Raw genomic sequence first — 21186 nt, 5'->3', positions numbered from 1 at the left:
CGGCGAGGCTTGTTCGAGACTGAAGGCTTCACGCCGCCACAGTCTCGCCACCATTTCTCGACCGTCTTGAACGGCACGCCGACTTCGACGGCCACATCACGGACACGACGCCCTGCACCCATCAGCACCAGAGCTTGAACACGAACAGCACGCGGATACGTCATCCGCCACCTCCGAAAACAGAGGTGTTGCACTGGAAACTAGAACCCAAGGCCCGGTGGAGCCGCAGATGTGGCCATTTGCGGCATCGGAGGGCGGAGGCAGACGGCCGATGCCGTGGCCGGGCTGGCTACACCTCTCGCCAGCGGCTCGTGATGGGGAGGCGACGGTCGCGGCCGAACGCCAGCGCGGTGACCTTGGGGCCCGGCGGGTACTGTCGGCGCTTCCACTCGGCACGATCCACCAGCTGGAGGACGCGGTCGACCACGGCCTCGTCGAAACCGCGCGCCAGCAGTTCCTCACGGCCCTCGGCGTGCTCGACGTACGCATCGAGCACCTCGTCGAGCAAGTCATAGGCTGGCAGGGAGTCCTGGTCGGTCTGACCGGGACGCAGCTCGGCGCTCGGCGGCTTCTCGATCGAGTTGACCGGAATGGGCTCGACCTCGCCGCGCTCGGCGGCGAGGGCATTGCGCCAGCGCGCCAGCTCCCATACTCGCGACTTGTCCACGTCCTTGAGGGGAGCGAAGCCGCCGATCGAGCCCGCGTCGTAGATGGTCGCGTAGCCCGTCGCCAGCTCCGACTTGTTGCCCGGCGCGATCACCAGGTGGCCCTCGCGGTTGGAGATTCCCATGAGGATGACGCCACGCACGCGGGCCTGCAGGTTCTCCTCCGCCACCCCGGTGAGCGCCAGCTGGGTCTGGTAGGCATCGACGATGGCCGCGATGGGCTCGACGCGGTAGTCGGCACCCAGGCGCTTGGCGAGGTCGGCGGCGTCGTCCTTGGAGTGCTCGGACGAGAACGACGAGGGCATGGACACGCCCACCACGTTGTCGCCCCCGATGGCGTCGGCGGCGATTGCCGCGGTCAGGGCCGAGTCGATGCCGCCGGACATCCCCAGGATGACCGAGCGGAAGCCGTTCTTGACGACGTAGTCGCGCAGCCCCGTGACGCAGGCCCAATACACCTGCTCGGTGTCCGACGCGAAGTCCACGACCGAGCCTGGCGCAGCCACGGCATCGGCCGCAGGAAGATCCCAGGTGAGCAGCGCGTCCTCGAAGCCGGGCGCGTTGGCCAGCCAGGCGCCGTCGGCGCCGACGATGAAGGAGTGACCGTCGAAGACGAGGTCGTCCTGACCGCCCCACAGGTTCACGTAGGCCAGGGGGGCGGCGACTTCGGCCGCGCGACGGCGTGCCAGGTCGGTGCGCACGCGCCCCTTGCCCTCCTCGAAGGGGGAGCCGTTGAGGACCACCATGAGGTCGACGCCCTCGCCGGCAACCTGGTCGACGGGCCCGCCATCGACCCAGATGTCCTCGCAAATCACCACGCCGACGCGGCGCCCCTCCACCTCGACCACGCAGGGATCCTCGCCCGCGGCGAAGATGCGACGCTCGTCAAAGACGCCGTAGTTGGGAAGGTGGTGCTTGTTGTAGCGCGCCACGACCGCACCGCCCGTGAGGACCGCCGCCTGATTGAACGGGCGGCCCGAGTGCGCGACGCCGAGCGTGCCGACGATCACCGTGAGGTCGCCCAGGCCAGCGGCGTCGAGGTCGGCTGCCAGCGACTCGACGGCGCCTGCCGCGGCACGTTGAAAGCTCTCGCGCAATGCGAGGTCCTCGATGGGGTAGCCCGTCATCACCATCTCGGGGAACACCACCAGGCGGGCGCCGGCGGCCTCGGCGGCGCGGCACCGGTCGAGCACAAGTGCGGCATTACCAGCGATATCGCCCACGCAGGGGTTGACCTGGGCGAGCGCGATGCGGAGGTCTGACATGCGGCCAGCCTAATAGGCGGGCCCCGGGCGCCACGCGCGTGCCAGGCGTTACGCGGATGTCACATGGATAGGGCAGGATGGGCGCATGGACAAGCAGCAGGAATACGTGCTCCGCAGTGTCGAGGAGCGGGACATCCGGTTCATCCGGCTGTGGTTCACCGACGTGTTGGGTGTACTGAAGTCGGTGGCGATCGCTCCCGCGGAGCTCGAGAACGCCTTCAGCGAGGGCATCGGCTTCGACGGCTCGGCCGTCGAGGGCCTGACGCGCGTGTACGAGGCGGACATGCTCGCCATCCCGGACCCGTCGACGTTCCAGATCCTGCCGTGGCGCGGCGCCCGTCAGGGGGCCGCTCGCATGTTCTGCGACATCCAGACGCCCGACGGCGAGGCCGCGCTGTCCGACCCTCGTCAGGTGCTCAAGCGCACCCTGGACAAGGCGTCGGAGCAGGGCTTCACGTTCTACACGCACCCCGAGATCGAGTTCTACCTGCTGGAAAAGCCGCAGCCCGGCGAGGCGCCCAAGCCCGTCGACAAGGCCGGCTACTTCGACAACGTGCCTCGCGGCACCGCGCACAACTTCCGCCGCGAGGCCATCACCATGCTCGAGTCCATGGGTATCTCGGTCGAGTTCTCGCACCACGAGGCAGGCCCGGGCCAAAACGAGATCGACCTGCGCTACGCCGACGCGCTGTCCATGGCGGACAACATCATGACGTTCCGCACCGTCATCAAGGAGGTCGCGCTCGAGCAGGGCATCTTCGCCTCCTTCATGCCCAAGCCGCTGTTCGACGGCCCAGGCTCCGGCATGCACACCCACTTGAGCCTGTTCGAGGGCGATCGCAACGCGTTCTACGAGGCCGGCGCCGACCACAACCTGTCGCCGGTGGCACGTCAGTTCATCGCGGGTCTGCTCAAGTACGCCCCCGAGATCACCGCGATCACCAACCAGTACGTCAACTCGTACAAGCGCCTGTGGGGCGGGGCCGAGGCGCCGTCGTATGTCTGCTGGGGCTCCAACAACCGGTCAGCCCTGGTGCGTATCCCCATCCACAAGCCGGGCAAGAGCCAGTCGACGCGCGTGGAGTATCGCGCCATGGACTCGGCAGCCAACCCCTACCTCGCGTTCTCGGTCCTGCTCGCCGCGGGCCTCAAGGGCATCGAGGACGGACTTGAACTGCCCGAGGGCGCCGAGGACGACGTGTGGGAGCTGTCCAACGCCGAACGCAAGGCCATGGGTTACGAGCCGCTGCCGTCGTCGCTGTCGGAGGCGATTTGGGCCATGGAGCGCTCCGAGCTCGTCGCCGAGACCCTCGGCGAGCGCGTCTTCGACTTCGTGCTGCGCAACAAGCGCGCGGAGTGGGAGCAGTACCGCGCGCAGGTGACGCCGTTCGAGCTCGAGCAGTACCTGCCCGTCCTGTAAGGCAACCGTGCCCGGTTCTCGCGAGGCCTCCCCGTCCGCTCTTCTGCGCCGGGCGGGGGTGGCCGATGCGACGCGCGCCCTTGACCTGATCGCCCAGATCGAGGCGATCACCGGGGTGACGATCGACAACCCCGCGCACGCGCTGTCATACCTCGCCGATCCCGACTCCGGCCTGCTCCAGCTCCTGCGGCTGGCCGAGTCCGCCCGCGACGCCGGTCACCTCGACACGCTCACCGCCCTGCGCGACACGGAGGCGGGCGCGCGGCTGGGCGTCCTCCTGGGCGGCTCCCTCGCGTTGGGCGACTTCCTCATCCGCCATCCCGAGTACCTCGCCGACCTCGCGGCGTGGCCCGAGGGCCAGTCATTCACCGCGGTGGATGTCCGCGCGGCGTTGTTGGAGGCCGTCGGCGCCGACTCCGCCGCCGAGGTGCCCGTCGCGACGGTCACCGGCGACGCCGGCGTGGGAGCGATGAGAGTGGCCTACCGGCGCCAGCTCCTGCGGGTGGCGGCCGAGGACCTCTACCACGCAACGCCGCCGGCGATCTTCCCGGAGGTGGGCCGTGCCCTCGCTGACCTCGCGGGCGCCGCGTTGGAGGCAGGCCTCGCGGTGGCACGCGCCGACCTTCCCACGCATGTGAACACCCGCCTAGTGATCATCGGCATGGGCAAGTGTGGCGGTCGGGAGCTCAACTACGTCTCCGACGTCGACGTCATCTTCGCGGCCGAGCCTGCCGACGGTGCGAGCGAGGAGGCGTCGATCAAGGCCGCGACTCGGCTTGCCGCCGCCGCCTCACGCGCCTGCGACAAGCCCGGCGCCGAGCCGCCGCTGTGGCAGGTGGACGCCAACCTGCGCCCCGAAGGCAAAGACGGGGCGCTGGTGCGCAACCTCGCGTCCCACCGGGCGTACTACGAGCGGTGGGCGGAGTCGTGGGAGTTCCAGGCGCTCCTGAAGGCCCGCCCCATCGCTGGGGACCGTGAGATCGGCGAGCGCTACGTGGACCTCGTGCAACCCATGGTGTGGTCCGCGGTCGAACGCGAGGGCTTCGTGCAGGGGGCCCAGGCGATGCGCCGGCGGGTGGAGGAGCACGTGCCCGCCGAGGTCGCCGACCGCCAGATCAAGCTGGGCGCCGGAGGACTGCGCGACGTCGAGTTCACGGTGCAGCTCTTGCAGCTCGTCCATGGCCGTCATGACGAGACCCTGCGTTCACGCACCACGCTGACGGCGCTGCGCGCCCTGCGTGATGGGGGCTATGTGGGCAGGGCCGATGCCGCCAAGATGGAGCGCTCGTACCGCCAGCTGCGAGTCTGGGAACACCGGCTCCAGCTGCGCAAGCTTCAGCGGACGCATCTCATGCCCGACGACGAGGAGGGCCGCCGCGCGCTCGCGCGCGCCTCCGGCTTCGCCACCCTCGAGTACATGGACGAGGTGTGGCACGACATCCGGCGTGATGTGCGGGCCATGCACCTGGAGATGTTCTACCGGCCCATCTTGCCGATGGTGGCCTCGCTCAGCGCCGACGAGGCCCGGCTCGACGACTCCGCCGCGCGCGCCCGCCTCGCCGCCGTCGGCTTTGACGACGCTCAGGCCGCCCAGCGTCACATCGCGGCCCTCACCGACGGCGTGAGCCGCCGCGCCGCCATCCAGCGTCAACTCTTGCCCGCGATGATTGGGTGGTTCGCCCAGGGCGCTGAGCCCGACGCGGGGCTGCTGGCCTTCCGCAAACTGTCGGAAAAGCTCGCGGACTCGCAGTGGTACCTCAAGCTGTTGCGAGACTCCGCTGCGGCCGCCCAGCGCCTGGCACGGCTGTTGTCAAACTCCGCGTACGTCACCGACGCCCTGCTCGGGTCGGCCGAGTCGATCACGTGGCTCGACAACGACGCCGACCTCGCGCCTCGCCCGCGCGAGCGCCTGTGGTCCGAGGCCGACGCGATCCTGCGCCGCAGCGACGACGCTGATCAATGCATCACCTCGCTGCGAGGGCTGCGCCGGCGGGAACTCGCTCGGGTGGCATCGGCCGACGTCCTGGGTCTCATCACGCCCGTCGAGGCTGCCGCCTCGGTCACCGATACCGCTGACGTCCTCATCGAGGGTGCCCTGCGGATCGCGACCGCGGAGGTGGCGCGAGAGGCCGGCCTCGACGCGTTGCCGGTGCGGATGCTCGTGGTGGCGATGGGCCGCTATGGCGGCTCGGAGATGGGCTACACCTCGGATGCCGATGTGCAGTTCGTGTGGGACGGCGAGGCCGAGGAGGGGCAGAAACTCGCGGTGAAGGTCGCGCAGCGGGTCCGCAAACTCCTGCAGGCGGTCTCGAGCCAGCCGAGCCTCGAGATCGACGCGGACCTCAGGCCCGAGGGGAGGGGCGGTCCGCTGGCGCGCTCGCTCGCCTCGTGCACCGAGTATTACGGGCGCTGGTCTGATCCGTGGGAGGCGCAGGCGCTGCTACGGGCACGGCCCTGTGCCGGCGACGAGGACCTGGCGGCCGCGTTCGTCACGATGATCGACACGGTCCGCTACCCGCCTGAACTGCCCGCCGGCGCGCTGCGACAGATGCGGACGCTCAAGGCGCGCATGGAGTCCGAGAGGCTGCCGCGCGGACTCGACCCCCGCCGGCACCTGAAACTCGGGCCCGGGGGCCTCAGCGACGTCGAGTGGTCCGTGCAGCGGCTCCAACTCGAACACGCCCACGCGCATCCCGCCCTGCGCACCACCCGCACCCTGGAGGCGCTCGAGGCGGCGACCGATGCGGGCCTCATCGACGCTGCCGACGCCGCCATCCTCGCCGAGGCCTGGCGCCTCGCTACCGACCTGCGTGGCGCCATTGCGCTGCGTGGTCGCACCAAGGACCGTGACGTGCTGCCGGGTGACTCGCGCGAGCTCGGCGTCCTGGCAGGGATCCTGTCGCTGCGTCTGACCGGCGCACAATTGGTCGACCGCTACGGCCGTGTGACGCGGCGAGCGCGCGCGGTCACCGAACGCGTGTTCTTCGGTTGGACGGAGACCGAGTGAGGGCGCTCCGCACGCTCGTCTCCGCGCTGTGCATCCTCGCGGGCGCCCTCATGGTGGTCGCGTGGGCCGCCTCGAGCGCCGCGGTGCGTGCGGTCGAAGACGGTTCGGCCCTCAGCGGCCTCACACGCGCCGCGTTTTCCGTGCCCAGCGTGGTCGAGAGCATCTCTACCCGCGCGAAGGAGCAGGTCATCGGCACCATCGAGGACAGCGGCGTCAACCCTGCCGCGGTGGGCATCGAGGACACCGTGCGCACGGCCGTGGACGATGCGGTCCGGTCGGATGAGTTCGAGCAGGCGGTGGCCGCCGCGGCCGAGGACGCCGACGACCAGTTTGTGGTGGCCCTCACCGACCCCGACCGCGAGGCCGCGCCGCTGGTGCTCGCCGTCAACGTCTCCGGCGTCGTCAATGCGCGCATCGACGAGATCCCCGCCGTCGGGGCGGTGGCGCCTGACCTGAGCCTGCCTCCCGCGGAGTTCGAGGTCGTGGACGCCGCGACCTTCGAGACCGTGCGCTCGACCTATGGAGTGATGACGTGGCTCGCCGCATGGGGACTCTGGGTGGGACTCGCGTTGTTGGCGATCGGCATGCTTGTGACGCACCGGCGCCGCTGGTTCGTCGCCAAGGCCCTCCTCGCGATCGGTGTGCTGACCTTCGGCTTCGGGATCGTCGTGCGTTTCGTCGATCCGGACGCGGTCCTCGCCGTGCTGCCCGGGGGTGACGAGGGCACCCTCGGCGCGCTGTGGGCATCCGTCGTCACCGAGGAGGCCGCGCCCGCCATCGCGCAACGCTCCCTCCTCATCGGCGCGGTCGCGCTCGTGGGCGCGGCCATCGCTGCGGCGCTCGGCAAGGCGGCTCGACGCCGCTAGCCTGAGACCACCAACCGGAGGGGACCATCCCGTGAAGTACCTGCGCATCATCGCTTCTGCGTTCCTTGTGCTGCTCGGATCCATGCTGATCGTGGTGTGGGCGCTGTCCCTCCAAGCGGTCACGTCCATCGAGAACGGCACCGCGGCGGAGAAGCTCGTCACCACGACGCTCGAGGCGCCCGAGACGGCCGAACTTGTCGCCGACCAGGTCCAGGCGGCGCTCGCCGAACAGGTGCAGAGCCAGGCGGGCGACATCGCGCTCGTGCTCCTCGACGATCAAATCCACAACGGACTGGTCACCTTCCTTCAGTCCGATGTGTTCCTCTCCACCGTGAAGACCGCGGGCAACGCGGCGCAGGACCGGTTGCTCGCCGCGATCTCCGACCCCGACCGTGAGCCCGGCCCGCTCGCCATCGACATCGACCTCGGCACGCGGGTGAACGACGCGATCGACGAGATCCCGGTCGTGGGCGGCTTCATCCCCGACATCACGTTCCCCGCGTACTCCGTGGAGATCGTGGACGCGGACACGTTCGAGGACGTGCGCAGCGGCTATGCGGCGATGGAGTGGGTAGCGACGTGGTTCATATGGATCGGCGTCGCCTTCATCGCGATCGGCGTGGCCATCGCGCCCCGATGGCGCCGCTTCCTTCCGCGCGCGCTCATTGCCGCGGGCCTGTTCGGCATGGCCATCGCCTTCGTGCTGGGCGCGATGGGTCCGCGCACCATCGCTGCCTTCATGCCCGGCGGGCGTGACGGCGGCCTCGGCACCCTCATCGAGGACGTCATCGGCGACACCGCGCTGGCTCCCGTCACGAACATCCTGTTGACCCTCGGCATCGTGGCGCTCGTCTTGGCGGGCATGTGGGCGTTGGCGATGCGCTTCGTGCCCGGGATGGCCGGGCGTGACGATGAGGCCGATGGCGCGGACGGGGCCGAGGTCGACGAGCCTGCAGCAGCGAACCTCGCGGCTCCCGGCGCGGAGGCCGGCGTGGTGACCGACGAGGTGACCGAGACGGCAGAGCTGACCGCGGTGGGCGATGACGAGGACACGCCGACTATGCCGTCGGCCGCTGCCGCGGCCGCCCAGCCGCCGTCGATCCCGCCCACCGAGGATCGCCGCCCCTCGTAATGGCAAGCTGATGTGCGCGGGGCGAGCTACACCGTGCTGACCCTCGGGGTGCGCGCTACGCGGCGCTAACCCGAGCGGTCGAGCGGCGTACGACGAGTTCGTACGGCAGCTCTTCGTCGAGGGCCTCGGGGGAGTTGCCGGTGAGTTCGTCGACCACCATTTGCGCCACCTGACGGCCCTGCGCTTCGGGGAACTGATCGATGGTGGTGAGGCCGAAGAAGTCCGCCAGGTCGTGTCCGTCAATGCCGATGACCGACAGATCCACCGGGACGGAACGGCCCAGGTCGCGCGCGGCGAGCAACGCGCCAATGGCCATCTCGTCGGAGGCGGCAAAGATTGCCGTCGGGTGCACGCGCGGGTCACCCAAGAGTTGCAGCGTGGCGTCGTAGCCGCCCTCGATGGTGAAGTCCGCCCCGCGAACGAGCAGGGGATCGGGCTCGATGCCCGCATCGGCCAAGGCCGCGTCGTAGCCGGCGCGCCTGGTCGCAGGCATCTGGAAGTCGCGCTCGAAGTCGGGGTCGCCGGTGATGTGCGCGATGTGGCGGTGGCCCAGCGACAGGAGGTGGTCGGTGGCGAGGCGTGCAACGCTGGTGTCGTCGAGGCTGAGGGTGTGCAGCCCCGGGATGGGTCCACCGAGACCCACGACGGGGCGGGCGAGATCCCGCAACGCCGAGCGTTCGTGGTCGTCGAGTTCGAGGTTGACCGCGATCAGCGCATCGACGCGTTGGCGGCGAAGAAACTCGTCGAAGAGTTGCGAGCGACGGTGGGCGACGTCGGATTCCATTTCGAGTCCGTCAGCGGGCGCCAGGTGATACAGCGTCACGTCGTACCCGGCATCCGTGAGGGTGCGTTGGGCTCCCTTCAGGACGGCCATGAAGAACCAGCTGTCGAGATAGGGCAGCACCACGCCCACATTCCGGGTGCGGCCGGAGGCCAGCGACGACGCGGTCGCGGAGACGACGTAGCCCAACTGCTTGGCGGCGGCCTCGACGCGGGCCCGGGTGGCGGGGGAGACCGACGCCTTGCCCGACAACGCGCGAGACACCGTCGCCGTGGACACGCCCGCGAGTTCGGCGACCTTCTGGATCTTAGCCATCGTGGCGCCTCCTTCGCGGGCGGTCCGTGGGTGGGTTAGCGGCGCACCCAGACCGTGGTGTCCGGAGGAATCGTAGCGGTGACGTCACTCGACGCGAGCAGCACCTCGCCGTCCGGAAGCGCGACCTCCACGCCGGGGTCGATGGTGGACCACACCTCGATGTCACCCGAGCGGAACGCGAGGACGCCGGCCGGGGCATCGGCGATCCACTCGAGCGTCGCGCTCGCGAGACCAAGCTCGCGTCGCAGGCTCAGCGCGGAGCGGTACAGGCTCAGCGTGGAGGACGGCGAGTCCTCCTGCACATCGCGGGCCAGCAGGGCCCACTCGGACGGCTGGGGCAGCCACGTCTGGCCCGTGGGGGAGAAGCCGTACGCCGGCGCGTCCGTCCTCCACGGCAGCGGCACGCGACAGCCATCGCGTCCGTAGCGCTCGCCCTCGGTGCGGAACCAGGTGGGGTCTTGGCGGGCCTCATCCGGGATGTCGATCGCCTCGGGAAGGCCCAACTCCTCGCCCTGGTAGACATAGGCGGAGCCCGGCAGCGCCAGCATCAGGGCGGAGGCGGCACGGCCGCGACGCAGACCCACCACCGGGTCGGGTAGGCCCTCGGTACGGGGGCCGATCCCGTGACCCTGCGGGTTGTCCGCCGTCAGCGCCAGGCGGCTCGCGTGGCGCACCACATCGTGGTTCGACAACACCCACGTCGAGGGAGCACCCACGGCGGCGAACTCCTCGATGGACTCGTCGATGACGGCGCGCAGGTCCGCGGCCTTCCAGTCGGTCTCGAGGTAGGCGAAGTTGAACGCCTGGTGCATCTCGTCCGAGCGCACCCACTTGGCCATCTTGGACAGTGGCACCACCCAGGCCTCGGCCGCGAGGATACGGTCACCTTCGTACTCGTCGACCACGCTGCGCCAGCGTCGCCAGACCTCGTGCACGCCCTCCTGGGCCCAGTACGGCGACTGGGGTCCCTCGTCACCGCCCATCGAGTTGGCGTCGTCGGCCACCGCGAAGTCGGGCAAGCCGTCGGCCTTGATGAGGCCGTGCGCGACATCGACACGGAAGCCGTCGGCGCCGCGGTCGAGCCAGAAGCGCAGCACGCGGTCGAACTCGTCGAGCACCTCGGGGTTGGACCAGTCGAAGTCGGGCTGGCTCGAGTCGAACAGGTGCAGGTACCACTGGCCCGGCGTGCCGTCTGCGTGGACCGTGCGGGTCCACGCGGGACCGCCGAAGACCGACTCCCAGTTGTTCGGCGGCAGTTCGCCGGCTTCACCCTTGCCGTCGCGGAAGATGTAGCGCGCACGCTCCGGGGAGCCCGCGGGGGCGGCGAGCGCCGCCTGGAACCACGCGTGCTGATCGGAACTGTGGTTCGGGACGATGTCGACGATGACGCGCAGGCCCAGCTCGTGGGCGCGCCCCACCATGGCGTCGAAGTCGGCGAGCGTACCGAACAGCGGGTCGACGTCGGTGAAGTCCGCCACGTCGTAGCCGGCGTCCTTTTGGGGAGAGGTGTAGAAGGGTGACAGCCAGATCGCGTCGACACCCAGCGCCGCGAGGTCGCCGAGGCGGGCGGTAATGCCGCCCATGTCGCCGATGCCGTCGCCGGAAGAGTCCGCGAACGAGCGGGGGTAGATCTGGTAGATGACGGCGGTACGCCACCATTCGTCGGCTGCGGTGCTCATCGTGGTCCTCTCGGCAGGGGAAGGACGACGCGCAGCGGCTGCGGTGCCGTCCGGGAGACGTGGGGTCTGCGCCCCGGGCATGCCCACCAATGTAAACGCTTGCAGGCCCCGGGTGCAAACGCGCCCCGAGGGACGTTCGTCCCGTCTTCGGCGCGACGCACGGGCCTAGCCTGAAATCAGTCGGACGGCGCGGACGGGACATACGCGCCGCCCGACTTTCTTCTTCGGGAGGTGCGCCATGATCGAGCCCGCGAACCGCATGCTCGACGACATCGATCTGATCGCGCGCGGGCACGTGCCGGGAGGCGCAGCCCGCGCCCATGCCGCACCCGTACGCGACCTCGACCTCTCCGGTGTTCCGGCGCCGGGGTGGGGTGGCCTCGCGTGTGCGCAGGTGGCGCGCCTCGTGCCCGGCGAGAGCATCGTCGTCGTCACCGATGCGCCGCCCTACGCGATGCTCGACGCCGTGTACGCCGTCACCGGTGACCGCGTCATGGTGGAGTACCTGGCCACGGGGCCTGTCGCCTGGGTCAGTGCGCTGACGCGCATCGACTGATCGCCGGGGCGCTACATCTAGGCGAGGGGCGTCGTCGCGGTGCACCGCGGGAAGGTGCTGCAACCGAGGAAATCTCCGTAGCGCCCGCGGCGTCGCACCAGCGTGCCCTCGCCGCAACTCTCGCAGCGCCTCACCTGGTCGCGTTCGCCCGACGCCGCCACGACCGTCACGTCGGGATCGTCGAGGAGTTCGAGCACGAAGGGAGACTCGCGGCCCGCGACCGTGACCACGGTGACGGTGCGCCGGGCGCGCGTGAGGGCGACGTACAGCAGGCGGCGTTCCTCGGCGTAGGGGAAGTCGTCGGGCTCGGCCATCGCGAGCGCGAGGAGAGGGTCGTCCTCGATGGTGCTGGGGAAGCCGCGCCGTCCCGCCACGAGGTGTGGCACCACAATGTGGTCGGCCTCCAGCCCCTTCGAGGCGTGGATGGTGCGAAACGCCGTCCTGAGGCCCCGCGGCACCTCGCGAGGCAGCAGATCGCGGTCCGCGCGGTAGCGGCCGAGGACGTCGACGCTCGCCTGCGGATGCTTCCGCGCGATGTCGCGCAGCCTGGCCCCGATGGCACCTGGGATGTCCTCTTCGCGTGCGACCCGCACCACGACCACGGGCGCGCCGCCCGTCCCGGCCGCGGACCTCACCGACTTGGCCAGTTGCGCGGGATTGCGCGAGACGAACCTGCCGGCGACATCGGCCGTCGCCTGCGTGCACCGGAACGTCGTCTCGAGCCTGCGGGTCAGCGACGGCCCAAAGAAGCCCGCGAAGTGCGTCATCACGTCGAGGTCGGCGCCCGCGAAGCGATTGATCGCCTGCCAGTCGTCGCCGACGGCGAGGAGGTGGCGGCGTCCCGGGGCGAGCAGGGCCCTCACGACCCGCGCTCGCGTGCGCGACGTGTCCTGGAACTCGTCGACCATGACCAGGTCCCAGCGTGCGAGCGCAGGGTCCGCCTCGAGTGCCCCGGCCGCGCGCGCCAGCATGTCGTCGAAGTCCACGGCGTCGGCGGCGCGCAGGTCCGCCTCCCACACGTCGTGGATGCGCCAGTACAGGTCGAGAAACAGGCGCGTGCGGGCCGTGTCGAACGTGGGCCTGGCCGTGAGGCGGTCCTCGAGGTCGGCGCGAGTGAGGGAGCCCGACTTCACGTGCGCCATGAAGGTGCGGATGAGCCGCGCCAAACGCTCGTGGGCGAGGGGCTCTGCGCCGGGCAGGGGGCGGTCGGGGTTCCAGTCGAGCACGATGCCCAGTGACTCGAGGGTGCGCGCCAGCTCCTCGAAACCCGAATGGTCCAGGATCGAATGCCAGGCGGTCTCGACCAACGTGGTGCCGTGACGTCGGTGCAGGTCGCGTTTGAACCGCATGGACTCGGCGTAGCCGACGAACTCGTCCGGCACGGTGCCGTCCGCGCGCAGCGCCCAGTGCTCGTGCCACGCGTCGACGGTGGGGTAGTAGAAGTCGGGGCGGTACTGGCCGTGCGTGGCGTCGGAGACATCATGGACGTACGGATGCTCGTAGCGATACTCGACACCGTGCAGGTACAGCCAGTCGGCGATGAGGCGCTCGCCCTCGCTCTTGACCGTGTCGCCCCGGTAGGTCGCGAAGCCCGAGGTGCCGGTGGCACGGTCGTAGCTGTCGGGCTGCGCCGAGGCGAGCGATGCCCCCGCCTTGCCGTGCAGCAGGCGGAACAGGTCCCACCGGAACCGGAACGCGAAGTCGCCGTCGCGCAGACGGTCGACGATCTCCTCGACCTTCGCGACGTCCCTGTTCTGTTCGATCCACGGTGCGATGCGGGGCTTGCGTCCCGTGGCCTCGCCGATGACGCGCAGGCCAAAGGCATGGAAGGTGCTGACCTCGACGCCTGACGCATCCAACCCCAGGGCGGCCAGTCGCGCGTCGACGCGGGCGCGTAGCTCACGCGCGGCGTCGGCGTTAAAGGCCAGCATCAGGATGCGGCCGGGCGCGACCAGGCGGCGGTGGAGGACGTAGGCGGCGCGCGCGACCATCACGGACGTCTTGCCTGAGCCGGCGGCAGCGATGACGCGCACGCGGCTGTCATGGGAGATGACGGCCTTCGCCTGTTCAGTGGTCAGCGGCGAGCGCTCGACGCCATCGAGGAAGGCGCGCTCGTGCTCGAGTTCGCTCGCGAGGATGCGCGCGTTGGCTCGCGCCACGTCGGGCCAGGGATCGCGCTGCAGGAACTCCAGGGCCGCACTCTCGCGGGAGGTCAGCAGGTGGGTCAAGGCGGCCCGTTCCGCGGCGCTGAACGGCGCGAGGGCCTCGTCGGCGGTGGGTAAGCCGGCCACGATCGCGGCGACGTCGTCATAGGCCACCCAGTGACGACGGCCGATGCTGTCGTCGAGGTGGCGCGCGAGCGCCGCCTCCGCGGCGCTCGCGCGCGCCAGGGCGTCGCCCAGGTGCCCGCGCGCCGCGACGCGCGCAAGCGTCGCCCGTACGGCCCTGGCGTCGCGACGGCCGAGACCGGTGAAACGGCGGGTGCCGCCCGCATCGGCCACCGTCAGGGTGCGACGAAAGAACCACCACCGGACGTTCAGGCGCGCGGCCTCGGCGCCGCGAAACTCCTCGGTGGAGCCGCGGTGGTGGAGCGCCACGAGGGCGCCGTCGTGGGTGAGGGTCCATCCGCCACGTCCGGTCCAGGTGGTCGCCATCCGGATATCTTGCCCGACCCCGCGATGCCCCGAAACACTCACGGTCACGATACGTTTACCCCGGTGTTCGAAGGCCTGATGGAGGGAAGCGGATGAAGATCCTGGTGCTGATGAAGGTGGTGCCTGACACGTATGTGGACCGCACGCTGTCGCTTGAGACGGGTCTGGTGACGCGCACGTCTGAGGAAGCGGTCCTGGACGAGGTCGACGAACGCGCGCTTGAGGTCGCGTTGGCGTACGCCGACGCGCATGAGGACACCGAAGTCGTCACGCTGGCGATGGCTCCCGAACTGGGCCAGACGAGTCTGCGCAAGGCGCTCGCGATGGGCGCGCACCACACCGTTCAGGTGGTCGATGAAGCGCTCGTTGGCGCGGACCTCGTGCTCACGGCACAGGTGCTCGCTGCCGCGGCCACGCACGTGGGCTTCGATCTCATCCTTGCCGGCGACACCTCGACCGACGGTGGCGGCGGTGCCGTCCCCGCGGCGATGTCGGAACTGCTGCGTCTGCCGTGCGCGAGCGCGCTGTCCGAGGTCACGCTCGCCGACGACGGCATCTCGGGCGTGCGCGCCTCCGACGGTGCCGTCATGAAGGTGTCCGCGCCGCTACCCGCGATTGCGTCCGTCACCGAGGCGCTCGGCGCGCCCCGGATGCCGAACTTTAAGGGCATTCTCGCCGCGAAGAAGAAGGAGATCGAGGTGCTGACGCTCGCTGACCTCGGCGTCGACGCCGACGACCCCGATGCGGCTCGCACCATCATGCTCACGGCCGCCGCACGCCCGCCGCGCGCGCCGGGCGTGAAGATCGTTGACGACGGCACGGCGGGGGAGCAGTTGGCTGCGTTCCTCGTCGACAACCGCCTGGCCTAAGGGAGAGCCCCATGTCGCAGCCCATCCTTGTTCTGCTCGACCGTGAGCCCGATGGCGCCCTCGCCTCATCGGCAGCCGGCCTCATCGGCGCCGCCTCGCTCGTGGGAACAGCCGTCACCCTCATCGTCGGTGACGACGCCGCCAGCCTGGCGCCCGCCGCGGGCGCCCTCGGAGCGACCCGTGTGCTCACGGCTCCTGGGGGCACCGCCGTCGTTGACCGTGTCGACGCCCTCGCGGCGGCGGCGGCACTCGTGCGTCCCGCGGCGGTGCTCGCCTCGCATTCCGTGGAGGGACGCGAGGCCGCGGCCCGTTTTGCGACCCGCACGCGCGCCGGACTGTCGGTCGACGCGGTCGGAGTTTCGCGCGACGACGAGGGCGTCATCGCCCAGCACAGCGTGTACGGCGGCGGCTTCTTGGTCGAGTCCGCGCCCACCTTCGGCGCGCCGGTTGTCACACTGCGCGAAGGCGCCGTCGACGCGCGCGCCGAGGCGGTCGAGGCACCCGCCTTGGAGGCGCTCGACGTCGAGCCCTCGGGCATGCCGGGCGTCACCGTCGAGTCGGTCACGCCCGTGGTCGAGACGTCGTCACGGCCGGACCTGCGCACTGCGTCGACCGTGGTCGCAGGAGGCCGTGGCCTCGGGTCCGCCGAGCAGTTCGCGCTCGTCGAACAGCTCGCGGACGTGTTCGGTGGCGCCGTCGGCGCATCCCGCGTGGCCGTCGACGAGGGCTTCGTCGCGTCGTCACACCAGGTCGGCCAGACCGGCGTGTCGGTGTCGCCCGACCTGTACATCGGCCTGGGCATCTCGGGTGCGATCCAGCACCGCTCCGGCATGCAGACCGCCAAGACCATCGTGGTGATCAACTCCGATGCCGAGGCCCCGCTGTTCGAGATCGCCGACTTCGGAGTGGTGGGCGACCTCTTCGAGGTCGTACCCCAGCTCATCGCCGCACTCGAAGCGAGGAAGCAGGCGTGAGCGGCGTCAGGCGCGGCCTGCCACGAGTCCCCGGAGGCGAGCCCTGGCCTCCCGCGCGTGAGGTTCCCGCCTGGGTAGCCGATGCCGTGGCCGCCGAGGAGCCGACCCTTGACGAGTCCGCGAGCGTTGCACACGCCGTGGTCGAGCCCGCCGGCTCGCCGCGTGGCACGGTGCCGCTGAGGCGGGGCCTGCCTCGTGTGGCAGGGGGGCAGCCGTGGCCGGATGAGGGCTTCGCGCCCGCGTGGGTGGAGGCGCCGAGCGACGATGACGCGGCCGGTGTCACGGGCACGACGCCTGAGCCGCCGGCCGACGCTGCCGCACCCACCGATGCGCCCCTCGGCGCCGAGTCCGCGACGGTGGCGCCCGAGGCGGCGCCCCCGTCCCGTACCGCTCGGCGCAGTCTTCACCCGCATGCGCGCCGTGCGATGCTCGCGGCCGTCATGCTCGCGATCGTGGGCGCCGTGCTGGTGGTCCTCGCCCGCTGGTACGTCGGTTCCGAGGGCGGCGCGGACTTCATCGCGCGCTATCCGGGCAGGGCCCCGCAGCCCGAGGAGACCCCGGTCGGCATCCCCACCTGGTTGTCGTGGCAGCACTTCTTCAATGTCTTCCTCATGGTGCTCGTCGTGCGCACGGGACTGCAGGTGCGCCGGCAAAGCCGGCCCCCCGCCTACTGGACGTCGCGCGGCCCGGCCGCCACGCGCATCGGCCTCCCGTCATGGACCCACCAGGCGCTCGACGTGCTGTGGGTGGTCAACGGCGTCGTCTATGTGGTGATGCTGTTTGCGACGGGGCAGTGGATGCGGATCGTGCCCACCAGTTGGGACGTGATCCCGGGCGTGGTGTCCACCACGCTGCAGTACCTGTCGCTGGAGTGGCCCGCCGAAGATGGTTGGGTCTACTACAACTCGTTGCAGCAGATCGTCTACTTCCTGACGGTGTTTGTCGCGGCGCCGCTTGCCATCGCGAGCGGCGTGCGGATGAGCATGTATTGGCGCGGCTCGCAGCGGTGGGATCGGCTGTATCCCGCATCCGTCGCCCGCGCGATCCACTTCCCCGTGATGATCTACTTCGTCGCCTTCGTCGTGGGCCACGTGGGGCTCGTGCTCGCCACGGGCGCACGCCAGAACCTCAACCACATGTACGCGGGCCGCGACGATGCGAGCTGGCTCGGCGTCGTGATCTTTGCACTGTCGCTGGTCGTCATCGTCGGCGCTGTCGTTGCCCTGCGGCCCATGTTCGTGGCGCCCGTCGCGAGCAAGTTCGGCACTGTCTCGAGCCGCTGAGGTTCGTTTCGCGCGGTGTGCAGTCCGTCGCGTGGGGCGACGCTGCGCGCAGGTGATCTCCCATCGCCCACGACACAGCGCTGCAGGCTGAGCCCGCATACGACGGACGACGCGTACGACGAAGGCCCGCCACCCCTGACGGGGCGACGGGCCTTCGGTGACGCTACAGAAACGACTTAGCAGTCGTAGTAGAGCTCGAACTCGTGCGGGTGGGGACGGAAACGCAGCGGGTCAATCTCGTTGGCGCGCTTGTAGTCGATCCACTCGGCGATGAGGTCCTCGGTGAACACGCCGCCCTCGGTGAGGTAGCCGTGGTCGCGCTCGAGCTCGTCGAGCACCTTGGACAGCGAGTCCGGGACGGTCGGGATCTGGGCGTGCTCCTCGGGGGGCAGCTCGTACAGGTCCTTGTCGATCGGGGCCGGCGGCTCGATCTTGTTCTTGATGCCGTCGAGGCCCGCCATCAGCAGCGCCGCGAAGGCGAGGTAGGGGTTACCGGACGAGTCGGGGGCGCGGAACTCGATGCGCTTGGCCTTGGGGTTCGAGCCGGTGACCGGGATGCGGACGGCGGCCGAACGGTTACGGGCCGAGTACACCAGGTTGACCGGAGCCTCGTAGCCGGGCACCAGGCGGTGGTACGAGTTAACGGTCGGGTTCGTGAAGGCGAGCAGCGACGGCGCGTGCTTCAGGATGCCGCCGATGTACCAGCGGGCGATGTCCGACAGGCCACCGTAGCCGGCCTCGTCGTAGAACAGCGGCGAGCCGTCCTTCCACACCGACTGGTGCACGTGCATGCCCGAGCCGTTGTCACCGAAGATGGGCTTCGGCATGAAGGTGGCGGTCTTGCCGTTCTTCCACGCGACGTTCTTGACGACGTACTTGAACTTCATCAGGTCGTCGGCGGCGTGCAGCAGCGTGTTGAAGCGGTAGTTGACCTCCTGCTGACCGGCGGTGCCCACCTCGTGGTGTGCGCGCTCGAGCTCGAGGCCCACCTCGCCCAAGACGGTGCACATCTCGTCGCGCAGGTCGGCGTTCTGGTCGCCGGGGGAGACGGGGAAGTAGCCACCCTTGACGCGGGTCTTGTAGCCGAGGTTGGGGGAGCCGTCGAGCTCCTTCTCCACACCGGTGTTCCACCAGCCCTCGGAGGAGTCGATGTGGTAGTAGCCCTCGTGCATGTTGGTGTCGTAACGCACCGAGTCGAAGATGAAGAACTCGGCCTCGGGGGCGAAGAACGCGGTGTCGCCGATGCCGGTCGACTTGAGGTACTCCTGGGCCTTCATCGCGACGTTGCGCGGGTCACGGGAGTAGGGCTCGTCGGTGAAGGGGTCCACGACCGAGAAGTTCACGACAAGGGTCTTCGCCTTGCGGAAGGGGTCGATGTAGGCGGTCTGAAGGTCAGCGATGAGCTTCATGTCGGACTCGTTGATGGCCTGGAAGCCGCGGATCGACGAACCGTCGAATGCCGCGCCGTCCTCCAGGACGGTCTCGAACTGGGCCGCGGGGACATTGACGTGCTGCATCGCGCCAGGGAGGTCGCAGAAGCGGATGTCGATGTACTCGACCGCCTCATCCTTCACATACGCGAGTGCCTCTTCGGCAGTCTTGAACATCCGTGTGCTCCTTGATTTGGTCGTGCCTGTAGCTGGCGTTGGCCAGCCTAGGGTCGGACGGTTTCCCCCAGGTTCGCCGAATGTTACAAACGCGTTTCCTGGGTCCACCGGGCGCACCCCCTCAGACGGGGCGTCGACATCGGCGTCGCTCCCGACCCTATACCCACGCGATTACGATGGACGGGTGAGCGACTCGACCACCATGCCTCAGTCCACCGGCGCGCTCGTGGGACGTCGCCTCCTGGGCTTCGCGGTCGATTGGCTGCTGTGCCTGGTGATCTCTTCGGCCTTCTTCGTCGACGCGGCCTACGCGGACGCGACGGGCCTCGCCCGCATCGTGTCCGCGGGTGACCCGCTCGCCACGGTGCTGATCTGGGCTGGGCAGCACGCGATCCTGGTCGCGTCACTCGGCACCACCATCGGACACCGCGTGGCGGGCGTCCGGGTCGTGCGGCTCGACGGCGCGACCATCGTGGGTGTCGCGAAGGCGCTGACACGGACGGTGTTGCTCGCGCTGGTCATCCCCGCTGTGGTGTGGGGCCCCGACGGGCGCGGCCTCCACGACCGTGCGGCCGGGACGGCCGTCGTCCAGACCAGGGGAGCGGCGGCGTGAGCGGGGCCGATGCCGCGGCTGGCTCCGGCCCGACCCCGCACCCGGGCGAGCAACTCAACGTCGCGGGCGTGCTCTTCGATATGGACGGCACCCTGGTCGACTCCAATGCCCTTGTCGACCTCATCTGGAATGAGTTCTCCGACGCCCACGGGTTCGACGGCGTCGAGGTGCGCGCCTTCGCCCACGGGCGCCCGTCCCGCGCGACCGTCGCGAGCTACCTCGACGACGAGGATCAGATCGCCCACTGGATCGACCACATTCACCACCTGGAGGCCACCGCCTTCGACGCGGTCGTCGAGATCCCCGGTGCGAAGGCGCTGGTGCACGCGCTGCCGCGTGAGCGCTGGGCCGTGGTGACCTCCGCGATCCGTGAGCCTGCCAGGGCGCGCATCGCTGCGGTGGGCATCGACGTGCCGGACGTGCTGATCGGCGCCGACGATGTCGCGCACGGCAAGCCCGATCCCGAGGGCTTCGCCGCCGCCGCCGCAGCGCTCGGACTCGACCCCGCCGAGTGTGTGGTGTTCGAGGACACCGACGCGGGCGCGCGGGCCGGCCTGGCCGCGGGCTGCCGCGTGGTCGTCGTCGGCCACGGTCGCTCCGAGGTGCTTGACGCGCTGCCGCATGTGGACGACCTCACCCAGGTGAGTGTCGGTACGGCGCCCGACGGGCGTATCGGCCTCACGATCGACTGAACCCAGCCGCGGCATCGGCCCCACAGGGCGGGACAAACGACGAACGCCGCTCCTCCCGAGTGGGAGGAGCGGCGTTCGTGACGTTCGTGCGAGTTAGCGACCGCGCATGGCCTTGCGATCGGGGCGCGCGCGCATGGGATCCACACCCTTGGGCAGCGGCAGCTTGGCGCCGCCGATGGCGTTCAGGCGGGCCGCCACCTGCGAGCGCTGCGCCTTGGTCAGCGCCTTCTTGTGCTTCTTGATGGCCTTGACAAGGCTCTTGAGCGGGACCTGGCCCTCGCCGGTGCCTTCATAGATCACGTGTACGGGCACGCCGGGCACCAGCTTGGTGATGCGGCGCTGGGTCGCCTCGACCGGCTTGCGCGCACCGTTGCCGCCCTCGGCGAGCAAGATCACGCCGCCCTTGCCGACACCTTGAAAGACGATGCCCTTGCCGCGCGGGTCGACGGAGACGGGCTCTTCGTTGAACTGCCAGCCCGAACGGATCGACTGGGCGATCGAGATCGAGGCGCCGGGCTGACCCTCCATACGGATGTAGGCGTTGCGCTCGAAGCGGCGCGTCAGCACATACATGGCCGCGAGTGCGGCGACCAGCACCGCGAAGATGATCGAGTAGACCAGGATCCAGGTGGAGCCCGACAGCAGGCCGATGAGCACGCCGATGCCGATCACGACCACGGGGATCGCGATCATCAGCGGCAGCAGCCACTTGTCGTAGGGGGCCGTGGACTTATAGGCCTGCGCTACGAGCTTGTACCAACGCGGCCGCTTCTCGGGTTCTTTCGCCATGATGCGCCACAGTCTAGTC

General features: G+C 69.8%; 16 protein-coding genes. 10 read left to right on the top strand and 6 right to left on the bottom strand.

What is annotated here, in order from left to right; translation table 11 throughout:
* Positions 1 to 289: 289 nt before the first annotated feature.
* Positions 290 to 1930 carry an NAD+ synthase gene (locus tag B7K24_RS12130; protein ID WP_084130595.1) on the bottom strand — a complete coding sequence of 547 codons (1641 nt, stop codon included), beginning with the start codon at positions 1928 to 1930 and terminating at the stop codon, positions 290 to 292.
* A gap of 85 nt (positions 1931 to 2015) precedes the next feature.
* On the opposite strand from B7K24_RS12130, the gene B7K24_RS12125 reads away from it, so the two are divergent.
* From B7K24_RS12125 to B7K24_RS12110, 4 genes are read left to right on the top strand one after another with little or no spacing between them, the layout of a single operon-like run.
* Positions 2016 to 3350: a glutamine synthetase family protein gene (locus tag B7K24_RS12125; RefSeq protein WP_084130594.1), complete on the top strand. Its 1335-nt coding sequence runs from the start codon at positions 2016 to 2018 to the stop codon at positions 3348 to 3350.
* Between the two features lie 7 nt (positions 3351 to 3357).
* Positions 3358 to 6357 carry a bifunctional [glutamine synthetase] adenylyltransferase/[glutamine synthetase]-adenylyl-L-tyrosine phosphorylase gene (locus tag B7K24_RS12120; protein WP_084130593.1) on the top strand — a complete coding sequence of 1000 codons (3000 nt, stop codon included), beginning with the start codon at positions 3358 to 3360 and terminating at the stop codon, positions 6355 to 6357.
* On the top strand, positions 6354 to 7223 hold the full coding sequence (locus B7K24_RS12115) for a hypothetical protein (protein WP_084130592.1): 870 nt from the start codon (positions 6354 to 6356) through the stop codon (positions 7221 to 7223). Before B7K24_RS12120 ends, B7K24_RS12115 begins: the two co-directional genes overlap by 4 nt.
* 31 nt (positions 7224 to 7254) lie before the next feature.
* Entirely contained in the window at positions 7255 to 8355 is a 1101-nt protein-coding gene (locus B7K24_RS12110) for a hypothetical protein (protein WP_084130591.1), read from the top strand.
* 55 nt (positions 8356 to 8410) lie between these two features.
* Here B7K24_RS12110 and B7K24_RS12105 read toward each other — a convergent pair whose 3' ends face one another.
* Complete coding sequence (locus B7K24_RS12105) at positions 8411 to 9451, bottom strand: LacI family DNA-binding transcriptional regulator (RefSeq protein WP_084130590.1); 1041 nt, start codon at positions 9449 to 9451, stop codon at positions 8411 to 8413.
* A 35-nt stretch (positions 9452 to 9486) separates the two neighbouring features.
* Positions 9487 to 11130 carry a glycoside hydrolase family 13 protein gene (locus B7K24_RS12100; protein ID WP_144268296.1) on the bottom strand — a complete coding sequence of 548 codons (1644 nt, stop codon included), beginning with the start codon at positions 11128 to 11130 and terminating at the stop codon, positions 9487 to 9489.
* 238 nt (positions 11131 to 11368) lie between these two features.
* Between B7K24_RS12100 and B7K24_RS12095 the strand changes: the two genes are divergently transcribed.
* Complete coding sequence (locus B7K24_RS12095; protein ID WP_084130588.1) at positions 11369 to 11686, top strand: hypothetical protein; 318 nt, start codon at positions 11369 to 11371, stop codon at positions 11684 to 11686.
* A 17-nt stretch (positions 11687 to 11703) separates the two neighbouring features.
* Here the strand turns inward: B7K24_RS12095 and B7K24_RS12090 are convergent, their stop codons facing one another.
* Positions 11704 to 14340, bottom strand: coding sequence for a UvrD-helicase domain-containing protein (locus tag B7K24_RS12090; protein WP_084130587.1), 2637 nt, complete (start codon positions 14338 to 14340; stop codon positions 11704 to 11706).
* Between the two features lie 92 nt (positions 14341 to 14432).
* On the opposite strand from B7K24_RS12090, the gene B7K24_RS12085 reads away from it, so the two are divergent.
* The 3 genes from B7K24_RS12085 to B7K24_RS12075 are packed head-to-tail and all read left to right on the top strand — an operon-like array spanning position 14433 to position 17466.
* Positions 14433 to 15209 carry an electron transfer flavoprotein subunit beta/FixA family protein gene (locus B7K24_RS12085; protein ID WP_084130586.1) on the top strand — a complete coding sequence of 259 codons (777 nt, stop codon included), beginning with the start codon at positions 14433 to 14435 and terminating at the stop codon, positions 15207 to 15209.
* A gap of 11 nt (positions 15210 to 15220) precedes the next feature.
* The gene (locus tag B7K24_RS12080; protein WP_084130585.1) at positions 15221 to 16183 is read left to right on the top strand and encodes an electron transfer flavoprotein subunit alpha/FixB family protein; all 963 of its coding nucleotides are present in this window, start codon (positions 15221 to 15223) and stop codon (positions 16181 to 16183) included.
* Complete coding sequence (locus B7K24_RS12075; RefSeq protein WP_084130584.1) at positions 16180 to 17466, top strand: cytochrome b/b6 domain-containing protein; 1287 nt, start codon at positions 16180 to 16182, stop codon at positions 17464 to 17466. Before B7K24_RS12080 ends, B7K24_RS12075 begins: the two co-directional genes overlap by 4 nt.
* 176 nt (positions 17467 to 17642) lie before the next feature.
* Here B7K24_RS12075 and glnA read toward each other — a convergent pair whose 3' ends face one another.
* Positions 17643 to 19073: a type I glutamate--ammonia ligase gene (gene glnA / locus B7K24_RS12070; RefSeq protein ID WP_084130583.1), complete on the bottom strand. Its 1431-nt coding sequence runs from the start codon at positions 19071 to 19073 to the stop codon at positions 17643 to 17645.
* 184 nt (positions 19074 to 19257) lie between these two features.
* On the opposite strand from glnA, the gene B7K24_RS13345 reads away from it, so the two are divergent.
* Together B7K24_RS13345 and B7K24_RS12060 are read left to right on the top strand one after the other, a co-directional pair.
* Positions 19258 to 19686, top strand: a complete 429-nt coding sequence (locus B7K24_RS13345; protein WP_234986699.1) for an RDD family protein — start codon at positions 19258 to 19260, stop codon at positions 19684 to 19686.
* Positions 19683 to 20378 (top strand): HAD-IA family hydrolase, encoded by a 696-nt coding sequence (locus B7K24_RS12060; protein WP_084130581.1) that lies wholly within the window; start codon positions 19683 to 19685, stop codon positions 20376 to 20378. The genes B7K24_RS13345 and B7K24_RS12060 overlap by 4 nt, the downstream gene beginning before the upstream one ends.
* Before the next feature lie 93 nt (positions 20379 to 20471).
* On the opposite strand, the gene B7K24_RS12055 is transcribed toward B7K24_RS12060, so the two are convergent.
* The gene (locus tag B7K24_RS12055) at positions 20472 to 21167 is read right to left on the bottom strand and encodes a DUF4191 domain-containing protein (RefSeq protein WP_084130580.1); all 696 of its coding nucleotides are present in this window, start codon (positions 21165 to 21167) and stop codon (positions 20472 to 20474) included.
* Positions 21168 to 21186 lie beyond the last annotated feature (19 nt).

The organism is Demequina sp. NBRC 110055 (assembly GCF_002090135.1).
Taxonomy (GTDB): Bacteria; Actinomycetota; Actinomycetes; order Actinomycetales; family Demequinaceae; genus Demequina.
This window is presented reverse-complemented; position numbering and strand designations above follow the sequence as displayed.